Below are 16932 nucleotides of genomic sequence, written 5' to 3'. Positions count from 1 at the left end.
CCTGCCCGTCGGGCTACGACACGCAGTAGTATCTACTACGTATCGTAGTATCAACGGCAGGGGGATCCCGGTGGACGCGTTGGACGTCGCCCGCTGGCAGTTCGGTGTCACCACCGTCTACCACTTTCTCTTCGTACCACTGACCATCGGACTGTCCGTCCTGGTCGCCATCCTCCAGACCCGATGGCACCGCACCGGCGACGAGAAATACCTCAAACTCACCAAGTTCTACGGCAAACTCTTCCTGATCAACTTCGCCATGGGAGTGGTCACCGGCATCGTGCAGGAATTCCAGTTCGGCATGAACTGGTCCGACTACTCCCGCTTCGTCGGCGACATCTTCGGCGCCCCCCTCGCCATCGAGGCCCTGGTCGCCTTCTTCCTCGAATCCACCTTCATCGGCCTGTGGATCTTCGGCTGGGACCGGCTCCCCCCACGCCTGCACCTGGCCAGCATCTGGGCCGCCGCCATCGGCACCAACCTGTCCGCCTACTTCATCCTCGCCGCCAACTCGTTCATGCAGAACCCCGTCGGCTACCGCTTCAACCCCGACACCGGCCGCGCCGAACTCACCGACTTCCCCGCCGTCCTCACCAACAAGGTCGCCCTGATCACCTTCCCGCACACCCTCGCCGGCGCCTTCCTCGTCGCCGGCTCCCTCGTCACCACCGTCGGCCTCTGGCACCTCATGCGCCACCGCACCAGCCCCGACACCGACGCCTACCGGTACGCCACCCGCTTCGGCGCCTGGGTCGTCCTGATCTCCGCCACCCTGGTCCTGCTCACCGGTGACATCCAAGGCAAGATCATGACCCAGGTGCAGCCGATGAAGATGGCCGCCGCCGAAGGCCTCTACACCACCGAGAGCCCCGCCTCGTTCTCCGTACTCACCATCGGCAGCCTCGACGGCAGCCGCGAAGTCTTCGCCCTCAAGATCCCCTACCTGCTGTCCTACCTCGGCACCGGCGACCCCCACGGCACCGTCCACGGCATCGACGACCTCCAGGCCCAGTACGCCAGCCAGTACGGCCCCGGCAGCTACACCCCGATCATCCCGGTCACCTACTGGAGCTTCCGCTTCATGATCGGCTTCGGACTCGCCGCCGCCGCCATCGCCCTGCTCGTCCTCTGGGCCCAACGCAAAGGCCGCACCCCCACCAACCGCTGGCTGCTGCGCGCCGGCCTGATCATGCCCGCCCTACCCCTGCTCGCGAACTCCTTCGGCTGGATCTTCACCGAAATGGGCCGCCAACCCTGGATCGTCTTCGGCGAAATGCTCACCCGCGACGGCGTCTCCCGCACCGTCTCCCTCACCGAAGTCCTCACCTCCTTCACCGCCTTCACCCTCATCTACGCCACCCTCGCCGTCATCGAATTCAAACTCCTCCTCCGCTACGCCCGCGCCGGCGTACCCGACATCACCCCCACACCCGACGACACCGACGACGCCGAGCGCCCGCTCGCCTTCGCCTACTGAGCCCCGGAGCCCCCCGTGGAACTGACCACCATCTGGTTTCTCCTCGTCGCCGTGCTCTTCACCGGCTACTTCATCCTCGAAGGCTTCGACTTCGGCGTCGGCATGCTGCTCCCCGTCCTCGGCCGCGACGACCGGCAACGCCGCGTCCTCATCAACACCATCGGCCCCGTCTGGGACGGCAACGAGGTCTGGCTCATCACCGCCGGCGGCGCCATGTTCGCCGCCTTCCCCGAGTGGTACGCCACCCTCTTCTCCGGCTTCTACCTACCCCTACTACTCATCCTGCTCGCCCTCATCGCCCGCGGCGTCGCCTTCGAATACCGCCACAAGCGCCCCGAAGCGACCTGGAAACGCCGCTGGGACCACGCCATCTTCTGGGGCTCCGCCATCCCCGCCGTCCTCTGGGGCGTCGCCTTCGCCAACATCCTCCGCGGCGTACCGCTCGACGCCGACCACGAATACGTCGGCGGCCTGCTCGACCTGCTCCACCCCTACGCCCTGCTCGGCGGCCTCACCACCCTCGGCCTGTTCCTCACCCACGGCGCGGTCTTCCTCGCCCTCAAAACCACAGGCGACATCCGCCACCGCGCCGGCACCCTCGCCGTCACCCTCGGCGCCGGCACCGCCGTGGCTGCCGTCGCCTTCCTCACCTGGACCCTCACCATCCGCTCCAGCCCGGCCGCCGTCGTGCTCGCCGTAGGCGCCGCCCTCGCCCTGCTCGGCGCCCTCGCCGCCGCCCGGGTACGCCGCGAAGGCTGGGCCTTCACCGGCACCGCCCTCGCCCTCGCCCTCGCCGTGGCCACCCTCTTCGCCGCCCTGTTCCCCAACGTCATGCCCTCCACCCTCGACCCCGCCGGCACCCTCACCGCCACCAACGCCGCCTCCACCCCCTACACCCTCAGAATCATGACCTGGGTAGCGGTGATCTTCACGCCGATCGTCCTCGCCTACCAAGGTTGGACCTACTGGGTGTTCCGCAAGCGAATCGGGGTACAGAACATCCCGCAACACTAGAAAGACGCGCGAGGGGCGCGGGGACGCGGGGCCGGTGCGAGGGGGTCGCACCGGCCCCGCAACGCATCCCCACACAAACCGATCGCCGCCCCACCCACCCACCGCTATCGTCGCCGCATGCATGCCCCACACGTCCGGGAACTCACCGACGACGACGCCACCGCCGCCTGGCACCTCGGCCGTACCACCTTCGGCTCCGACCCGCAACCACCACCACCGACCACCACCCCCACCCCCGGCACCACCCGCTACGGCGCGTTCGACCACACCGGCCGCCTCATCGGCAAAGCCGTCGACCTCCACCACGACCAGTGGTGGGACGGCCGCACCGTCGCCGCCGCCGACATCGCCAGCGTCGCCGTCACCCCCGAAGCCCGCGGCCGAGGCGTCGCCCGCGCCCTGCTCACCGCCCTGCTACGCGGCGCACACGACCGGGGCGCCGCCATCAGCGCGCTCTTCCCCACCGTCGCCGCCCCCTACCGGGCCTGCGGCTGGGAAACCGCCGGCACCCTACGCACCGTCGAACTACCCACCGCCCTGCTCACCCGCCACCAACCCACCCCACACCTCACCGTCCGCCCCGGCACCCCCGCCGACCTCACCACCGTCGACGACCTGCACACCACCACCGCCCGCCACCGCCGCGGCCTGCTCGCCCGCAGCGGACCCCTGCACGAGCACCACCGCGCCCGCCACACCACCGACGCCACCCTGCCCTACGACGGCCTCACCCTCGTCGAACACCACGGCCACCTGGTCGGCTACGCCGGCTGGAACCGCCGCGACGGCTACGGCGACCACGGCACCCTCACCGTCGAAGACCTCGCCGCCACCACCGCCGACGCCGCCCGCGAACTCGTCGGCATCCTCGCCAGCTGGCACAGCGTCGCCCCGACCCTGCGCCTGCCCCTGCTCCCCGGCGACCCCCTCACCCCCCACCTACCGGTGGAGAAGGCCCGCGAACACGAACAGGACACCTGGATGCACCGCCCCGTCGACGTCAGCCGCGCCATCCGCGACCGAGGCTGGCCGGCACACCTGCACGGCACCGCCACCTTCACCCTCGACGACCCCCTCGCCGACTGGAACACCGGCACCTGGCACCTGGAGATCACCAACGGCAGCGCCGACCTACGCCGCACCACCACCCCCGCCGACCTGCACCTCACCGTCCGCGGCTTCGCCCTGCTCTACACCGGCGCCGCCACCGCCCGCACCATCGCCCAGGCCGGCCTCCTGCACCACCCGACCGGCACCGACCCCGCCACCCTCGACCTGCTCGCCGCCGGCGGCCCGGCCCAACTCGGCGACTACTTCTGACCCGGCCCGCCGCACCACACCCCCCACCGCCGCGGAGACGCCCCGACCGCCACCCGAGCACGGGAAACCAGCCGTCGGGCCGCCCACCACGAACCGACCTCAGCGCGCCTCGCGCAACTCCGCCAACCGCGCCTCGATCTCCGCCAACTCGGCACGCAGCTTCTCCGCCTGCTGCTCCGCCTCCGACCGCTCCGCCGACAGGATCTGCTCCACCGCCTCCTGCACCCCCGGCACGTCCACCAGCGCCACCATCCGCAACGCCTCCGCCGGCTTCACCACGTACGGCTTCGCCAACGCCTTCGCCCCCTGCTGCGCCGCCACCGTCCACTCACCGTCGGCATACGCCAACGTCACCGTCAACCCCGCCGGCCCCTTCGGCTTCGCCACCTTCGCCGGCCGACGCGCCGCAGGCTTCTCCACCACCGGCACCGGCTCCGCCGCCGGCTCCTCCCGACGCTGCCCCGGCACCCGGGGCGTGTCCAACACGAACTCCGGCGCCGACTTCGACTCCACCTGCTCCACCACCGGCTCCGGCTTCGGCTCCGCCACCCGGCGACCCACACCGCGCGGCGCCACCGCCACATCAGCGGGGGAGAAGGGCAACTCGTCACGGCCGAACCGCACCACCACGAACTCGTCGGACACCGCCGGATCGGTCAGCTCCACCACCTGACCCACCTGCCCGGCGACCTGCCCCGCCGCCGCGGTGAACACCACCTTCGGCTTCCGCCCCGCCGCCAACGCCTCCCGGATGCCCCGCACCTCGTCCTCGGACAAACCCTGGTCCACCATCACAGCCCTCTTTCGTACACGTGTTTGATCCTGCCTTGATACCAGCCCACCACGACAACCGGAAGATCAGCCCCCCAGGACCCGCAACGCCTCATCGGCGTGCTCGTTCATCCCCAACTCACTGTGCACCACCGCCAGCACCCGCCGATCCACCCCGATCACGAACGTCATCCGCCGAGTGCTCAACGGCCCCAACGGCAACCGCCGCCGCACCCCGAACGCCTGCGCCACCACCCCGTCGACATCCGACAACAGCGGATAGTCGAACCCGTGCAACCGGGAGAACTCCGCTTGCCTCGCCACCGGATCCCGACTGATCCCCACCCGCTGCGCCCCCACCGCCGCGAACTCCGCCGCCAGATCCCGAAAGTGACAGCTCTCCGCCGTACACCCACGGGTCATCGCCGCCGGATAGAAGAACAACACCACCGGCCCCGACGCCAACAACTCCGACAACCGCCGCGGCGTACCCGTCTGATCCGGCAGCACGAAATCCTCCACCAGATCACCGACACTCACACCCACCACACACCTCCACCGATCCGTCCGAAACGCGGTGAGCGTAAGCGATCACCCCGCACACCACCGCGCCACCGCGCCACGTGACCGCCCACACCCTGCCCACCCCATCGGCCGGGCGGTACCGTCACACCACCGCACCACAGGCCGACAGGGAAGCAGGGCATTGACTCCGGTCACCGTCATCACCGGCGGCAGCCGAGGTATCGGCGCCGCCACCGCCCGACGACTCGCCGCCGAGGGCCACCACCTCGTCATCGGCTACCGCCGCGACCACGCCGCCGCAGCCACCGTCGTCGCCGACATCCACCGCCTCGGCCGCCGCGCCGTCGCCGTCCCCGCCGACACCACCGACCCGACCCACATCGACCGCCTCTTCACCGCCGCCGCCGAACTCGGCCCCCTCACCGCCCTGGTCAACAACGCCGGCGTCACCAGCCCCATCGGCCCCTTCACCGACCTGCGCCCCGACGACCTGCGTCGGGTCGTCGACATCAACCTCATCGGGTACGTCCTCTGCGCCCAACAGGCCGCCCGCCGCCTCACCCACGGCGGCGCCATCGTCAACATCTCCTCCGCCGCCGCCACCCTCGGCAGCCCGGGGGAGTACGTCCACTACGCCGCCGTCAAAGCCGCCACCGACACCCTCACCATCGGCCTGGCCAAGGAACTCGCCCCGCACGGCATCCGGGTCAACGCCGTCGCCCCCGGCATCATCCGCACCGACATCCACGCCGCCTCCGGCGCACCCGACCGCCCCGACACCGCAGCCGGCCGCATCCCACTCGGCCGCGCCGGTGAACCCGACGAGGTCGCCGGCGCCGTCGCCTGGCTGCTCGGACCCGACGCCACCTACACCACTGGCACCGTGCTGCGCGTCGCCGGCGGCCTGTAGACCGGTGGCCCGGGACGCACCGTCCCGGGCCACCGGTCACGCACGACACCGGACGGTCAGCCGGTGAACAACTTCGCCGCCGTCAGCACCGTCTGCACCACGCCGTAGCCCAACAGCGCCGACACCACCGACCAGGAAACCCACAACCGGGCCCGCTGCCCGCGAGGACTCCGCTCGTTCATCGTGTCCCACCCCTCTGCGTCGCCGCCATCTCCGTCTCCCGGTCACCGCCCGGCTCGTGGTACCGCTGCGGCACCGGACGAACCAGCAGGTTCGCCACGAAGCCCGCCGCCAGCACCGCGACCATCGTGAACAACGCCGGCCGGTACGCCGCCGCCGTCAACGTCCCCGGCTTGCCCTGCGCGTCCAGGAACGCATTCACGATCAACGGCCCGGCCACCCCCGCCGCCGACCACGCCGTCAACAACCGACCGTGGATCGCACCGACCTCGAACGTGCCGAACAGATCCCGCAGATACGCCGGAATCGTCGCGAACCCACCACCGTAGAACGACAGAATGACGCACGCGAGCAGCACGAACAACGCCGTCGCCGTCTGCCCTACCAGAGCCAGCAACGCGTACAGCACCATCCCCACACCCAGGTACACCAGGTAGATCGGTTTGCGGCCGATCACGTCGGAGGTCGACGACCAGACGAACCGACCGGCCATGTTGAACAACGACAGCAACCCCACGAAGCCACCCGCCGCGGCCACCGACACCGCCGAGGTGCCACCATCCCGGAAGAAGTCCTGGATCATCGGGCTGGCCTGCTCCAGGATCCCGATCCCGGCGGTCACGTTGCAGAACAACACCACCCACAGCAGCCAGAAGGCCCGGGTCCGCACCGCGTTCGCCGCCGACACGTTCGCCGTGGTCACCAGCGGTTTCGCCGCCACCTGCGCCGGATCGAACCCGGCCGGTCGCCAGTGCGCCGCCGGTACCCGGACGTTGAACACCCCGAACATCATGATCACGAAGTAACCGACACCGAGAGTGACGAACAACCACACCAGCGCCGACCCGGACGCCGTCGAGCCGGCGTCCGCCGGGTCGTACCCGGAGTCGTAGAGCGACAACAACTGGCGCGACAGGGGAGAGGCCACCATCGCCCCACCACCGAACCCCATGATCGCCAGACCGGTGGCCAGGCCGGGACGGTCCGGGAACCACTTGATCAACGTGGACACGGGGGAGATGTAGCCGATGCCCAGGCCGATCCCGCCCAGCACCCCGTACCCGACGTACAGCAGCCACAACTGCCCGGTGGCGATGCCCAGCGCGCCCACCCCGAACCCGGCGGCCCAGAAGCACGCCGAGACGAACATCGCCTTGCGCGGCCCGTTCGCCTCGACCCAGGTGCCGGCCACCGCAGCGGAGAGCCCCAGCATCACGATCGCGATACTGAAGATCACCCCGATCGCCGTCTGACTCGCGTCGAAGTGCGCGATCAGGGAGTTCTTGTAGACGCTCGTGGCGTAGACCTGGCCGATGCAGAGGTGGATCGCCAGCGCCGCCGGTGGGATCAGCCAACGGCTGTACCCGGGTGGCGCGACGGTGTGCCGACGGTCGAGTGCGGACAGCATGCTTGCTTCCTCTCCGGAACATGGCGGTGACGTGCACGTTTCATGCCCCCGCCGCACGCTGCGACCAAACCGGCGTCGCGCCCGGCGGTCACCCCGGTGAGCCGAACGGTCGTCCGGGCACACCCCGCTCCACAGATTCGATAATGCACATTATGTAAAGTAAGTCGGTCGGGACCCTCCTCCGGCGCGCCCCGCACCGCCGCATCCTGGTGCAGCTCCCGCAGGAGACCGGGCAGCCGAGACGGACCACATCCCCCGGGTCGACCCGGGGACGATGGCCGCCTGGACCGGCGGCGCGGCACCGGGGTGCCCGTCGGCCCGCCGAGCATCGGCCCGTCATGACCGGTGGCGGGTGCACCGCTCCCCTCCTCCCGGGTGGTCGGGAACCCGAGAAAGCTGCATAATATACCTTATGCATGATGAACGGGACGAATCGGTGGGGCCGCTCATCGAGGAGTTCCTCACCGCGCGGGCCACCCGCAAGCCCTCCCCGCACACCCAGGAGGCGTACCGGCGGGATCTGCGTACGGTCGCGGGATTGATCGGTGAGGAGCACGTCCCACCCCTGCCCGTCGACGAGTTGATGATCTCCGCCCTCTCCCCCAGGGTGATGCGTGCGGCGTTCGCCCGGTTCGCTGCTCCCCGGGCGGCGGCGTCGGTGCACCGGGCCTGGTCGAGTTGGAACGGTTTCTTCTCGTTCCTGGTGGCCGAGGGTGTGGTGGCGGGCAATCCGATGCCGGCGGTGGGGCGGCCCCGCACCCCGCTCCCCCAGCCCAAGCCGCTACGGGGCGAGGACACCCCTGAGGTGCTGCTGGCATCGGTGTCGCGGGAGGACGGGCGGCAGCGCGATCCGTGGCCGGAGCGGGACGTGGCGGTGCTGGCGTTGGCGCTGTGCGCGGGATTGCGCCTGGCGGAGTTGTTGGCGCTGCGGGTGTCGTCGGTGTCGGGGCGGGCCGGTGAGCGGCGGGTGTCGGTGGCCGGTAAGGGTGGCCGGCCGAGGGTGGTGCCGGTGGAGCCGGAGTTGGACGAGGTGGTGTCGGCCTATCTGGAGAGCCGGCGGCGGCGGTTCGGGGCGCGCAGCGTACGCCCGGACGGGGTGTTGTTGGTGGATCGGCGGGGTGAGCCGTTGCGCCGTGGCGGGTTGCAGTACCTGGTGGATTCCTGTTACCGGCGGGCGGGGATCACCGATCGGGTGCCGGCGGGGGCCCGGTTGCACGCGTTGCGGCACACGTTCGCCACCCGGTTGGCCGAGGACGGGGCGGGGGCGGCGGAGATCATGCGGTTGCTGGGGCATGCGTCGTTGGCTTCGTCGCAGACGTACATCGAGGTGACGGCGGGTCAGCAGCGGGCGGCGGTGCGGTCGAACCGGACGCATCGGGTGCTGGTGGGGTTGGTGTCGGACCGGTGCTAGCAGCGGTGGGCGGTGGTGTGGGGGTGGTTGCCGTGGCCGATAGCATGGGGAACACGAGTTGCTTCGCGGCGTGGCGTACCCGCGGCTGAGAGTCGGCTTGCCGCTGCTTTCGGCCGCCAGTTGACGTCCTGGGTGGTGCAGCCGGCGCGGCGAAGCGGCAGTGTCGCGATCCTCGCCGTGTCGGTGGGGCACCGACGGCACGGGCATCGTCCTGTGTGAGCATGCGTTCTGATCCGTGCCGGGGGCGGTGGGTGCCGCCCCCGGTTCCGGTCGGTGGGCTGCGGCACGGGCGGGTCGTCACCCGTGTGGGTTTCGTAGCCGGGTGAGTGACCGGTGGAGCCATTCGGCCATGAGGGCGCGTTCGGCGTCGGTGAGTCCGGGCAGGTCGGGTGCCGCTGCGGCGAAGGTCACCGTGACGGCGCTGATGGTGGGGTCGGGTGTGACGGGGGTGGTGGTGAGGATGCTGCCGAGCACGGCGTCGAACATGGCTTTCTCCAGCTCGGCGTCGCGCTGCGGGGCGGGTGTCTCCAGCAGGGCGAGGATGACGCCGGTGCCGGCGGCGTGGATCATCATGGTGGCCCGTTGTTCGTCGACCCGGAGCAGTCCGGCGGTGGCGAGGCGGCGGACCCGGGTCCGTAGCACCTCGATGCCGGCGATGGTCGCCGGTGAGAGGTCGTCCGGTCCGCGGGTGCCGAGGAGCCGGAACAGTTCGGGGTTGGCCAGGCCGAACTCGACGTGGGTCCGCCATCCGGAGCGCAGGTCGGCCACCGGGTCGCCGGTGTCGTGGGCGGTGATCGTCTTGGTGGCGACGTGGGTGGCCAGTACGTGTTCGGCGACGGCGTCGACGAGGCCGTTCTTGTCGCCGAACAGGCGGTAGATGGTGGGTGCCTGGACGCCTGCCGCGTGGGCGACGGCCCGGGTGGTGACCGCGTGGGCGCCGTTTTCGCGTAGCAGCCGGGTGGCGGCTTCGACGATGTCGGATCGGACGCCGTCGCGGGGTGGGGTGGCCGGGGTCGCGGTCATGAATCGATGCTAACAGAGCATTGTTATCGCTGAGATATCGGTGCTAACGTCGCCGGCGTATCAGTGGATCGGCCAAGGAGTCGTCATCGTGTTCGTCATCACCGGCGCCACCGGCCAGCTCGGTTCCCGGATCGTCGACCAGCTGCTCACCCGGGTTCCCGCCGACACCGTGGGGGTGAGCGTGCGCGACGTCGACAGGGCCGCCCACCTGGCCGCCCGTGGGGTGCGGGTGCGTGGCGGGGACTTCACCGAGCCCGCCACGCTGGAGCACGCCTTCGCGGGGGCCGACCAGGTGCTGATCGTGTCGGCCGCCATTCGCGGCGGCGGTGCGGTAGCCGCGAACCGCGCCGCCGTCGACGCCGCCCACGCGGCGGGGGCCAGGCGGATCCTGTACACCAGTCACCAGGCTGCCGCCCGGGACTCCCTCTTCCCGGCCCAGCTCACCCATGCCGAGACCGAGGAGCATCTGGCGGGGCTCGGTGTCCCCTTCACCGCTCTGCGCAACGGTTTCTATGCCAGCGCCCTGCAGTTCGCGATCGGCGACGCCCGGCGGACCGGTCGCCTGGTGGCGCCGGCCGACGGTCCGGTGTCCTGGACCGCGCACGCCGACCTGGCCGAGGTCGCCGCCGTCGCCCTGACCGAGGAGGGGGTCCTCGACGGGGTCACGCCCCCGCTGACCGCCCGGGAGCTGCTCGACCTCGAATCGGTGGCTGGCATCCTGACCGACCTCACCGGGCGGACGATCTCCCGGATCGTCGTCGGGGACGACGAGTGGAGGTCGGCCGCCGTGGGACGCGGCATGCCGGAGGCGGCCGCCGACTTCACCCTCGGCATGTACCGGGCGGCACGACGGGGGGAGTTCGCCGTCACCGACCCGACCCTGGAGGCTCTCCTGGGTCGGCGTCCGACGCCCGCCCGGTCGGTGATCGAGGCCCTCGCCGCCGCCTGAGGGGCCACGGGTACGGGTGGGTCGGTTCCCGCAGGACGTGCGGCCGCGGCCGGTGGGAGGATCGCCGTATGCCCATCGAGCAGTGGCTGTCCGGGGACGGGGTACGGGAGACCGTCGGCGAGCTGACCCGCGTGCTCGGTCCGTACTCCGACCGGGACTGGAGCGGTCCCGCAGACCCGCGCCTGGCACTGGGGGCCATGCGACCCGCCCGGTTTCGCCGCGATGGGCATCGCCGAGATGCTGCTGCACACGTACGACATCACCAGGGGGTTGGGGGTGGGTTGGCGGCTGCCGGCGGCGCCCAGCGCGGCGGTGCTGCGGCGGCTCTTCCCCGACGCCCCGGCCGGTGACCCGTCCGACGTGCTGCTCTGGGCGACCGGTCGGACCGCCCTACCCGGCCTGCCGCGTCGTGCCTCGTGGAGCTGGCGGGCCGCGCGGGGTTGAGGCCGGTCAGCCGTCGCGCAGCGCCCGCCGGTAGGCACCGGGTGTCGTGCCGACCTGGGCGCGGAAGCGGCGACGCAGGTTGGTCGCCGAGGTGAGACCGACGCGGGCCGCGACCGCGTCCACCGGCAGGTCCGTCTCGGCCAGCAGGGTACGCGCCGCGGCCACCCGGCGGGCCAGCAGCCATGCGCCGGGGCTGGTGGCGAACCTGTCGGTGAAGCGTCGGGCCAGGGTGCGGGGTGACACCTGGAGCTGCGCGGCCAGGTCGGTCACCGACAGGGGGCTGCCCAGCCGCGCGTCGACCCAGCGGGCCAACCCGTCCAGGGGGTCCTCGGGCGGCGGGTGGGTGCCGTGTGACGCGCGGTGCGGGGTCATCGCCAGGTACCGGGCGACGAGTGCGGCGTGCGCGGCCCCGTGGTCCCGGGCGAGCAGGTGCAGGCACAGGTCGACGGCGGCGCCGGCGCCGGCGCTGGTGGCCACGTCGCCGTGGTCCACGAAGGGTGTGTCCGACTCCACCCGTATCGCGGGGAACTCCTGCCGGAGCCGGTCGGCACGTGCCCAGTGGGTGGTGGCCGACCGGCCGTCGAGCAGTCCGGTGCGGGCCAACGCGAACGTCCCGCCGCAGAGGGCGACCAGGCGTGCTCCGCGTTGGTGGGCCTGCCGCAGCGCGCGGGACACCTGCGGGGACGGCGGTGTCTCCACCGGTGTCCAGCCCGGGATGATCACGGTGTCGGCGGACCGGACGGCCGAGAGGTCCCGGGGCACCGACATCGCGTATCCGGCGGTGGTGGGTATGGGGCCGGGTGTCTCGGTGGCCACCTCGAACGTGTAGTGGCGGGGTGTGCCGGGTGGGACGGTGTCGAAGACCTCCACCGCGCAGCCGAGTGCGAATGCGGGTTGCACCGGCCGGACCAGGGCGACCACGTGATGCATGGCAGGAAAGTACCCCATGTTGTCGGCGCGGGTCCTGTTCCGGTACGGCGGATGCCGGCACGGTGGGAGGCGTGCATCCTGAGATCCTGGCCCAGGAGGGCTACTGTTCCGTCGCGGTCGAGGCGTCCCCGGTGCGGGAGGTGTTTCCCGGGGTCCGGCTTCGTCCGTTGTGGACCGGGCCGGGTGGGGCGCAGGCCGCGGTGTTGGAGATGGATCCGGGTAGTTCGTGGCCCCGCCGTGACGTGCACGACCCCGGTCCGGAGGAGGTGTTCGTGCTGACCGGGACGTTCCACGACGGTGCGCGCGACTATCCGGCGGGGACGTTCCTGCACGCTCCGGCCGGGTCGTGGCATGTGCCCGCGACGGTTACCGGCTGCACGCTGTTCCTCTTCTACCCGGCGGGTTGACCGCCGGTGCGTGCGCCGCGGGTGGTGGTCAGGCCCGTCGCCACGGCCAGCGCCACCGTCGCCGGGGGCGCGTGGAGGGTGGTGGCGGTGCCGCGGTGGCGACGGCGGTGTTCCGGGTGGCGCGGTGGGCCTGCCACTGGCGCAGCACCGCCTCGGTGTCGACGGGGCGGACCACCACCCGGGGGCCGGAGGGGAACCGCAGCCAGTCGACGATCTCCCGGTTGAGTAGTCCGACGAATTCCCGTACCGACTGCTCGGTGTGGAGGTCGCGAACCTCGGCGGGGAGCTGTTCGACCCGGCGGCGCAGCTGCAACGGGGTGGGCAGCAGCAGGTCGGTGGGCAGCGCTTCCCGTTCCAGGAAACTGGTGATCCACCAGGACTCGTCGTAGGGCAGGTCGCGGCCGGGGAGGGGTTTGCCCGTACCGGGCAGATTGTCGAATTCGCCTCGTTTTTGGGCGCTGCGGATCTGTGCCTCGACCGCCGCTTCCCACGCGTCCACCATCGCCTGGACACCTCCCCGCGCCCACCGTATCCGCCCTGGCCGTCACCGGTGCAGCGTCGGCGGGGCGGGGGGCATTCCCGCCGGGGTGTCTGAGGGGTGGTGTCGGACGTGGCGGTGCCCGTCGCGGGGGAACGGCGGTCGGGCGGGTAGCACCTCGACGAAGGCGTATCCGCTTTTCTGCGCGACCCGGCAGGATGCCGGGTTGTCCACCTGGTGCAGCAGTTCCAGGCGGCGTAGCCCGGTCGCGGTGAAGCGGGTGAAGGCCCATCGGCTCACCGTGTCCACCGCCCGGGGTGCCACTCCCCGGCCGCGTGCCGGGCCGGCGGTCCAGTAGCCGACCTCCGCGTCGGGGCGTCCCGGCACCACGTCCTTGAGCAGGACGCAGGCCACCAACCGCTCGCCGCCGGGGGTGGGTTCGCAGACGGCGAAGCTGAACCGGCGGCGCGCCGCCCAGCCCTGCCGGTTGTCGGCCACCCATTGTCTGGCCTGTGTCGGGGTGGTCAGCGGGTGGCGGGTCCGGGCCCGCAGTTCCGGATCCCGGTAGACCTGGACCAACGCGTCGACGTCGTCGTCGCGCCAGCAGCGCAGGACCAGTCCGGGGGCGGTGGGGGTGGGGGCGGCCCGCAGGGTCACAGACATCTGTGCAGTGTGGCCGGTGCCCGTTCCCGGCCGGAACCCCTGCGGTGGGCGGTGCGGCGTCGGGTCGTGCGGTGACGGGGCGTTCCGGGTGCGGTCGGGCGGCGTAGGGTGCCGGGCAGGGATAACGCACGGGGGATGTCGATGGTCACGGTCGGTGCGGTGGTGGGGATCGCTCTGGTGGCGCTCGGTCTGGTGCTCACGCCGGGGCCGAACATGGTTCACCTTGTGTCCCGGTCGGTGGCGCAGGGTCGTCGGGCCGGGTTGGTGTCCCTGTTGGGGGTGGCTGCCGGGTTCGGGGTCTATCTGGCGGCGGCCGTTGCCGGTATCGCCACGGTCTTCGTGCTGGTGCCGCCGCTGTACACGGCGGTGAAGCTGGCCGGTGCGGGGTATCTGCTGTGGTTGGCGTGGCGGACGGTGCGTCCGGGTGGGCGGTCGGCGTTCGTGCCGCAGGCGTTGCCGGTGGATCGGCCGCGGCGGTTGTTCGCCATGGGGTTGCTCACCAATCTGCTCAATCCCAGGCCGGCGACGGCCGGGCCACGGCCGTCGGTAATTTCCGGTTCACCGGGCCGTCCACGGCGGCCACGGCCAGCCCGATCGCGTAGAACATCACCGACAGGTTCATGTCGGTGAACCCGTAGAACGGGGCGAGGGCCAGTGCGACGACCGGGACCACGCTCAGCCACCGGCCGGCGGCGGACACCGCGGCGGCGGTGCTGCGGACCAGCACCACGAGCAGGGTCAGCAGCGTCAGCAGGGCCGGGATGCCGTGGCTGTACATGGTCAGCCAGACCTGGCCCTGGGTGCCGAGCGGCTCCACGCCGGTGGTGGTGTCGACGCTGCGGGGGGCGCCGTAGCCGAGCAGCGGCGAGTGCAGGACCGCGTCGAGGGTCTGCCGGTAGAGGTCGGCGCGGTCCCGGGTCGAGTCGGTGTTCTCCACCCGGCTCATGATCATGTCGCCGACCGGGACGACCAGGGTTACCACCCAGGCCACGGCCATGCCGGTGGTGATCGTGCCGATGAGCCGGACGTCACCGCGCAGCAGTGCGCGCAGCCCCAGGTAGACCAGGCCCACGCCGAGGCCGATGAACATTCCCCGGTTGAGGGTGAGGAACGCCGGCACCAGGGCCAGCGGCAGGGACGCCACCAGCACCCGGCGCAGCGGGCCGGTACGCACCGCCGACAGGTACGCCAGTACGCATGGCACGAGCAGTGCGAACCCGGTCCCCCAGTTGTTGGTGTACGGGTACGGGGCCGCCGTCCGGTAGTACGGGTTGCGGCCGGTGGGGTTGAACTCGGTGGCGTGCACGTGGGTGACCGACCGGATCATCCGCTGCCCGGTCAGCCCGTCGGGCAGCAGCGACTCCATCGGGGTGGTCAACGCCAGGCGGGGGGCCAGCACTCCGACCCAGCCGAGCGCGACCATCGCCAGCCAGAAGAACAGCACCGGCTGGAACAGCCGTTCCCAGCGCGCCCCCTGCCGCGCGGCGGTGTAGACGTACAGGTAGACCACGAGGGCGGTCAGCACGAAGCCCAGCCGTAGTCCGTAGACGAGCAGGCCGGTGGCCTTCTCCAGGCGGGTCGCGCTGACCAGGATGAGCCCGACGAGGACGAACCACAGCGCCGAGCCGGGCGGCCACGTCACCCGGCCATGGGCGAGCAGGACCACCGCCAGCAGTATCCCGAACAGCGTCCAGCCCAGGTAGAGGCCGCCGAGCAGCCACCACAGCGGCATCGCCGCGAACATCACGTACAGCGGCCAGAGTGGCAGCACCCGCGGCGGCGCCGTGTTCCTCGTTCCCACCGGGGCAAGGCTAGGCCGGCACGTGCGGTTCGGTCATCGGCGGGACGGCTGTGACGGGTCGCACCGTGTGGTGGGGCCGCGGGGTCCGGTCACCGGAGGCGTTCACGGATCACCGCCGTACCGCCGGCGGGCAGGGTCGTCTGCCCGTCGGTGGGGGTGCCGGTGAGCAGGTCCACCCCGTCGGTCGGTACCCGTTGTGGCCGGTCGGTGTGGTTGAGCAGGAACAGCCAGCTGGCCTGGGGGTGGGCGCGGCGGATGGCCTCCACGCCGGGTGGGGCGTCCGGGTGGACCGGGTGTGCGCCGGCGGTGCGGGCCGCCTCGGTGATCAGCCGCCGGTAGGTGTTGTCGTCGGGTCGGGTCGACAGGTACCAGGTGGTGCCGGTCCCGGTGCCGGCCCGGTGCCGGGTCACTGCCGGTCGGCCGTCGAGCACCCCGCCGACGTACGTGCAGACGGTGTCGGCGCCGTGTGGGTGGACGGTTTCCGACCAGATGTGGCCGGTTCCACCGCCGGAGAGGAGTACCTGTTCGTCGGCGGCGAGCGGGTGGAACTCCTCCACCCGGAGGCCGAGGAGGTCGCGGTAGGCGCCGGGGTAGCCGCCGAGGTGGATGCGGGCGTGGGGGTCGGCGACCCCGCTGAGGTAGCTGACCAGCAGGTGCCCGCCGGCGTCGACGTGGGTGCGGACCCAGTCGACGGTGGTTTCGTCGGCCAGGTAGAGGGCGGGCAGGACGAGTAGCCGGTAGGGGTCGAGGGGGTCGCCGGGGACGATCACGTCGCAGGCGTATCCGGCCCGCCAGAGTGCCCGGTGTGCGGCGGCCAGTTCGGCGTGGCCGTCGAGCAGTGTGGAGGGCATGCCGGGGTGGCGTAGTGCCCAGCTGCTGGCGGCGTCCCAGGCCAGTGCGATGTCGGCGGTCACCTCGCCGGCGGTGACCTCGGCGAGTCGGGCGAGGGTGTCGCCGAGGCGTACCGATTCGCGGAAGGTCCGGCTGTCGGGGCCGGTGTGCGGGACGAGGGCGGAGTGGAAGCGTTCTGCGCCGCCGGCGGGGGCGCGCCATTGGAAGAACATCGCCCCGAGGGAGCCGCGGGCGATGTGGGAAAGGCTATGTCGGGCGGTTCGGCCGGGTTCTTTGGTGTGGGAGCGGCCGGTGGTGTGGATCTGGCTGGCGGCGCTTTCCATGAGGAGCCAGGTGGCCGGGGTGGCGGGTCGGTCGGGGGTGGTGGGG

General features: G+C 71.5%; 18 protein-coding genes and 1 pseudogene. 9 read left to right on the top strand and 10 right to left on the bottom strand.

All coding sequences use genetic code 11. The annotated features are described in order from the left end of the window. Positions 1-70: 70 nt before the first annotated feature. The 3 genes from AC0AIB_RS26660 to AC0AIB_RS26650 all read left to right on the top strand — a co-directional run bounded on the left by AC0AIB_RS26660 (position 71) and on the right by AC0AIB_RS26650 (position 3811). A complete protein-coding gene (locus AC0AIB_RS26660; protein ID WP_328347028.1) occupies positions 71-1477 on the top strand; it encodes a cytochrome ubiquinol oxidase subunit I in 1407 nt (468 codons plus the stop codon). A 15-nt stretch (positions 1478-1492) separates the two neighbouring features. Next, complete coding sequence (cydB, locus tag AC0AIB_RS26655) at positions 1493-2491, top strand: cytochrome d ubiquinol oxidase subunit II (protein ID WP_465097706.1); 999 nt, start codon at positions 1493-1495, stop codon at positions 2489-2491. 117 nt (positions 2492-2608) lie between these two features. Continuing rightward, complete coding sequence (locus AC0AIB_RS26650) at positions 2609-3811, top strand: GNAT family N-acetyltransferase (RefSeq protein ID WP_465097705.1); 1203 nt, start codon at positions 2609-2611, stop codon at positions 3809-3811. Between the two features lie 99 nt (positions 3812-3910). On the opposite strand, the gene AC0AIB_RS26645 is transcribed toward AC0AIB_RS26650, so the two are convergent. Then, on the bottom strand, positions 3911-4603 hold the full coding sequence (locus AC0AIB_RS26645) for a hypothetical protein (protein WP_328347022.1): 693 nt from the start codon (positions 4601-4603) through the stop codon (positions 3911-3913). A gap of 66 nt (positions 4604-4669) precedes the next feature. Beyond that, positions 4670-5131, bottom strand: a complete 462-nt coding sequence (locus tag AC0AIB_RS26640; protein ID WP_442930728.1) for a peroxiredoxin — start codon at positions 5129-5131, stop codon at positions 4670-4672. A 157-nt stretch (positions 5132-5288) separates the two neighbouring features. Between AC0AIB_RS26640 and AC0AIB_RS26635 the strand changes: the two genes are divergently transcribed. After that, positions 5289-6017 carry an SDR family NAD(P)-dependent oxidoreductase gene (locus AC0AIB_RS26635; RefSeq protein WP_328347018.1) on the top strand — a complete coding sequence of 243 codons (729 nt, stop codon included), beginning with the start codon at positions 5289-5291 and terminating at the stop codon, positions 6015-6017. 56 nt (positions 6018-6073) lie between these two features. On the opposite strand, the gene AC0AIB_RS26630 is transcribed toward AC0AIB_RS26635, so the two are convergent. Further along, positions 6074-6199 (bottom strand): MFS transporter small subunit, encoded by a 126-nt coding sequence (locus AC0AIB_RS26630; protein ID WP_328347016.1) that lies wholly within the window; start codon positions 6197-6199, stop codon positions 6074-6076. Then, the gene (locus AC0AIB_RS26625; RefSeq protein WP_328347015.1) at positions 6196-7605 is read right to left on the bottom strand and encodes an OFA family MFS transporter; all 1410 of its coding nucleotides are present in this window, start codon (positions 7603-7605) and stop codon (positions 6196-6198) included. The genes AC0AIB_RS26630 and AC0AIB_RS26625 overlap by 4 nt, the downstream gene beginning before the upstream one ends. Before the next feature lie 412 nt (positions 7606-8017). Here AC0AIB_RS26625 and AC0AIB_RS26620 point away from each other — a divergent pair, with 412 nt between their 5' ends. Next, the gene (locus tag AC0AIB_RS26620) at positions 8018-9016 is read left to right on the top strand and encodes a tyrosine-type recombinase/integrase (protein ID WP_328347013.1); all 999 of its coding nucleotides are present in this window, start codon (positions 8018-8020) and stop codon (positions 9014-9016) included. A 297-nt stretch (positions 9017-9313) separates the two neighbouring features. Here the strand turns inward: AC0AIB_RS26620 and AC0AIB_RS26615 are convergent, their stop codons facing one another. Continuing rightward, positions 9314-10039 (bottom strand): TetR/AcrR family transcriptional regulator, encoded by a 726-nt coding sequence (locus tag AC0AIB_RS26615; protein ID WP_465097704.1) that lies wholly within the window; start codon positions 10037-10039, stop codon positions 9314-9316. Between the two features lie 88 nt (positions 10040-10127). Here AC0AIB_RS26615 and AC0AIB_RS26610 point away from each other — a divergent pair, with 88 nt between their 5' ends. After that, on the top strand, positions 10128-10988 hold the full coding sequence (locus AC0AIB_RS26610) for an NAD(P)H-binding protein (protein WP_328347009.1): 861 nt from the start codon (positions 10128-10130) through the stop codon (positions 10986-10988). 222 nt (positions 10989-11210) lie between these two features. Further along, complete coding sequence (locus AC0AIB_RS26605; RefSeq protein WP_442930727.1) at positions 11211-11432, top strand: hypothetical protein; 222 nt, start codon at positions 11211-11213, stop codon at positions 11430-11432. 6 nt (positions 11433-11438) lie between these two features. Here AC0AIB_RS26605 and AC0AIB_RS26600 read toward each other — a convergent pair whose 3' ends face one another. Continuing rightward, positions 11439-12362: a GlxA family transcriptional regulator gene (locus tag AC0AIB_RS26600; protein ID WP_465097703.1), complete on the bottom strand. Its 924-nt coding sequence runs from the start codon at positions 12360-12362 to the stop codon at positions 11439-11441. A gap of 71 nt (positions 12363-12433) precedes the next feature. Here AC0AIB_RS26600 and AC0AIB_RS26595 point away from each other — a divergent pair, with 71 nt between their 5' ends. Continuing rightward, complete coding sequence (locus AC0AIB_RS26595) at positions 12434-12769, top strand: cupin domain-containing protein (protein WP_328347005.1); 336 nt, start codon at positions 12434-12436, stop codon at positions 12767-12769. 28 nt (positions 12770-12797) lie between these two features. Here the strand turns inward: AC0AIB_RS26595 and AC0AIB_RS26590 are convergent, their stop codons facing one another. After that, positions 12798-13271, bottom strand: coding sequence for a DnaJ family domain-containing protein (locus AC0AIB_RS26590; RefSeq protein ID WP_465097702.1), 474 nt, complete (start codon positions 13269-13271; stop codon positions 12798-12800). A 42-nt stretch (positions 13272-13313) separates the two neighbouring features. Beyond that, positions 13314-13910 (bottom strand): GNAT family N-acetyltransferase, encoded by a 597-nt coding sequence (locus tag AC0AIB_RS26585; RefSeq protein WP_328347001.1) that lies wholly within the window; start codon positions 13908-13910, stop codon positions 13314-13316. Between the two features lie 141 nt (positions 13911-14051). Here AC0AIB_RS26585 and AC0AIB_RS26580 point away from each other — a divergent pair. Continuing rightward, positions 14052-14435: pseudogene (locus tag AC0AIB_RS26580) on the top strand (LysE family translocator); the annotation flags it as partial. On the opposite strand, the gene AC0AIB_RS26575 reads toward AC0AIB_RS26580, so the two are convergent. Both AC0AIB_RS26575 and AC0AIB_RS26570 read right to left on the bottom strand, forming a co-directional pair. After that, positions 14419-15711: an O-antigen ligase family protein gene (locus tag AC0AIB_RS26575; RefSeq protein WP_465097701.1), complete on the bottom strand. Its 1293-nt coding sequence runs from the start codon at positions 15709-15711 to the stop codon at positions 14419-14421. The pseudogene AC0AIB_RS26580 and the gene AC0AIB_RS26575 overlap by 17 nt on opposite strands. A gap of 89 nt (positions 15712-15800) precedes the next feature. After that, positions 15801-16932: beta-galactosidase (locus AC0AIB_RS26570; protein ID WP_465097700.1), on the bottom strand; the 1132-nt coding region annotated here is incomplete at its 5' end.

Source organism: Micromonospora sp. DSM 43699 (assembly GCF_055517075.1).
The sequence above is the reverse complement of the archived record's forward strand: the minus strand, read 5'-3'. Positions and strand labels throughout refer to the sequence as shown.

Bases quoted from the DNA above. Each gene is read 5' to 3' on its own strand.
- AC0AIB_RS26650 (WP_465097705.1), top strand. From the start codon at position 2,609: ATGCATGCCCCACACGTCCGGGAACTCACCGACGACGACGCCACCGCC.
- AC0AIB_RS26645 (WP_328347022.1), bottom strand. From the start codon at position 4,603: ATGGTGGACCAGGGTTTGTCCGAGGACGAGGTGCGGGGCATCCGGGAG.
- AC0AIB_RS26630 (WP_328347016.1), bottom strand. From the start codon at position 6,199: ATGAACGAGCGGAGTCCTCGCGGGCAGCGGGCCCGGTTGTGGGTTTCC.
- AC0AIB_RS26625 (WP_328347015.1), bottom strand. From the start codon at position 7,605: ATGCTGTCCGCACTCGACCGTCGGCACACCGTCGCGCCACCCGGGTAC.
- AC0AIB_RS26620 (WP_328347013.1), top strand. From the start codon at position 8,018: ATGCATGATGAACGGGACGAATCGGTGGGGCCGCTCATCGAGGAGTTC.
- AC0AIB_RS26615 (WP_465097704.1), bottom strand. From the start codon at position 10,039: ATGACCGCGACCCCGGCCACCCCACCCCGCGACGGCGTCCGATCCGAC.
- AC0AIB_RS26605 (WP_442930727.1), top strand. From the start codon at position 11,211: ATGGGCATCGCCGAGATGCTGCTGCACACGTACGACATCACCAGGGGG.
- AC0AIB_RS26600 (WP_465097703.1), bottom strand. From the start codon at position 12,362: ATGCATCACGTGGTCGCCCTGGTCCGGCCGGTGCAACCCGCATTCGCA.
- AC0AIB_RS26590 (WP_465097702.1), bottom strand. From the start codon at position 13,271: ATGGTGGACGCGTGGGAAGCGGCGGTCGAGGCACAGATCCGCAGCGCC.
- AC0AIB_RS26585 (WP_328347001.1), bottom strand. From the start codon at position 13,910: ATGTCTGTGACCCTGCGGGCCGCCCCCACCCCCACCGCCCCCGGACTG.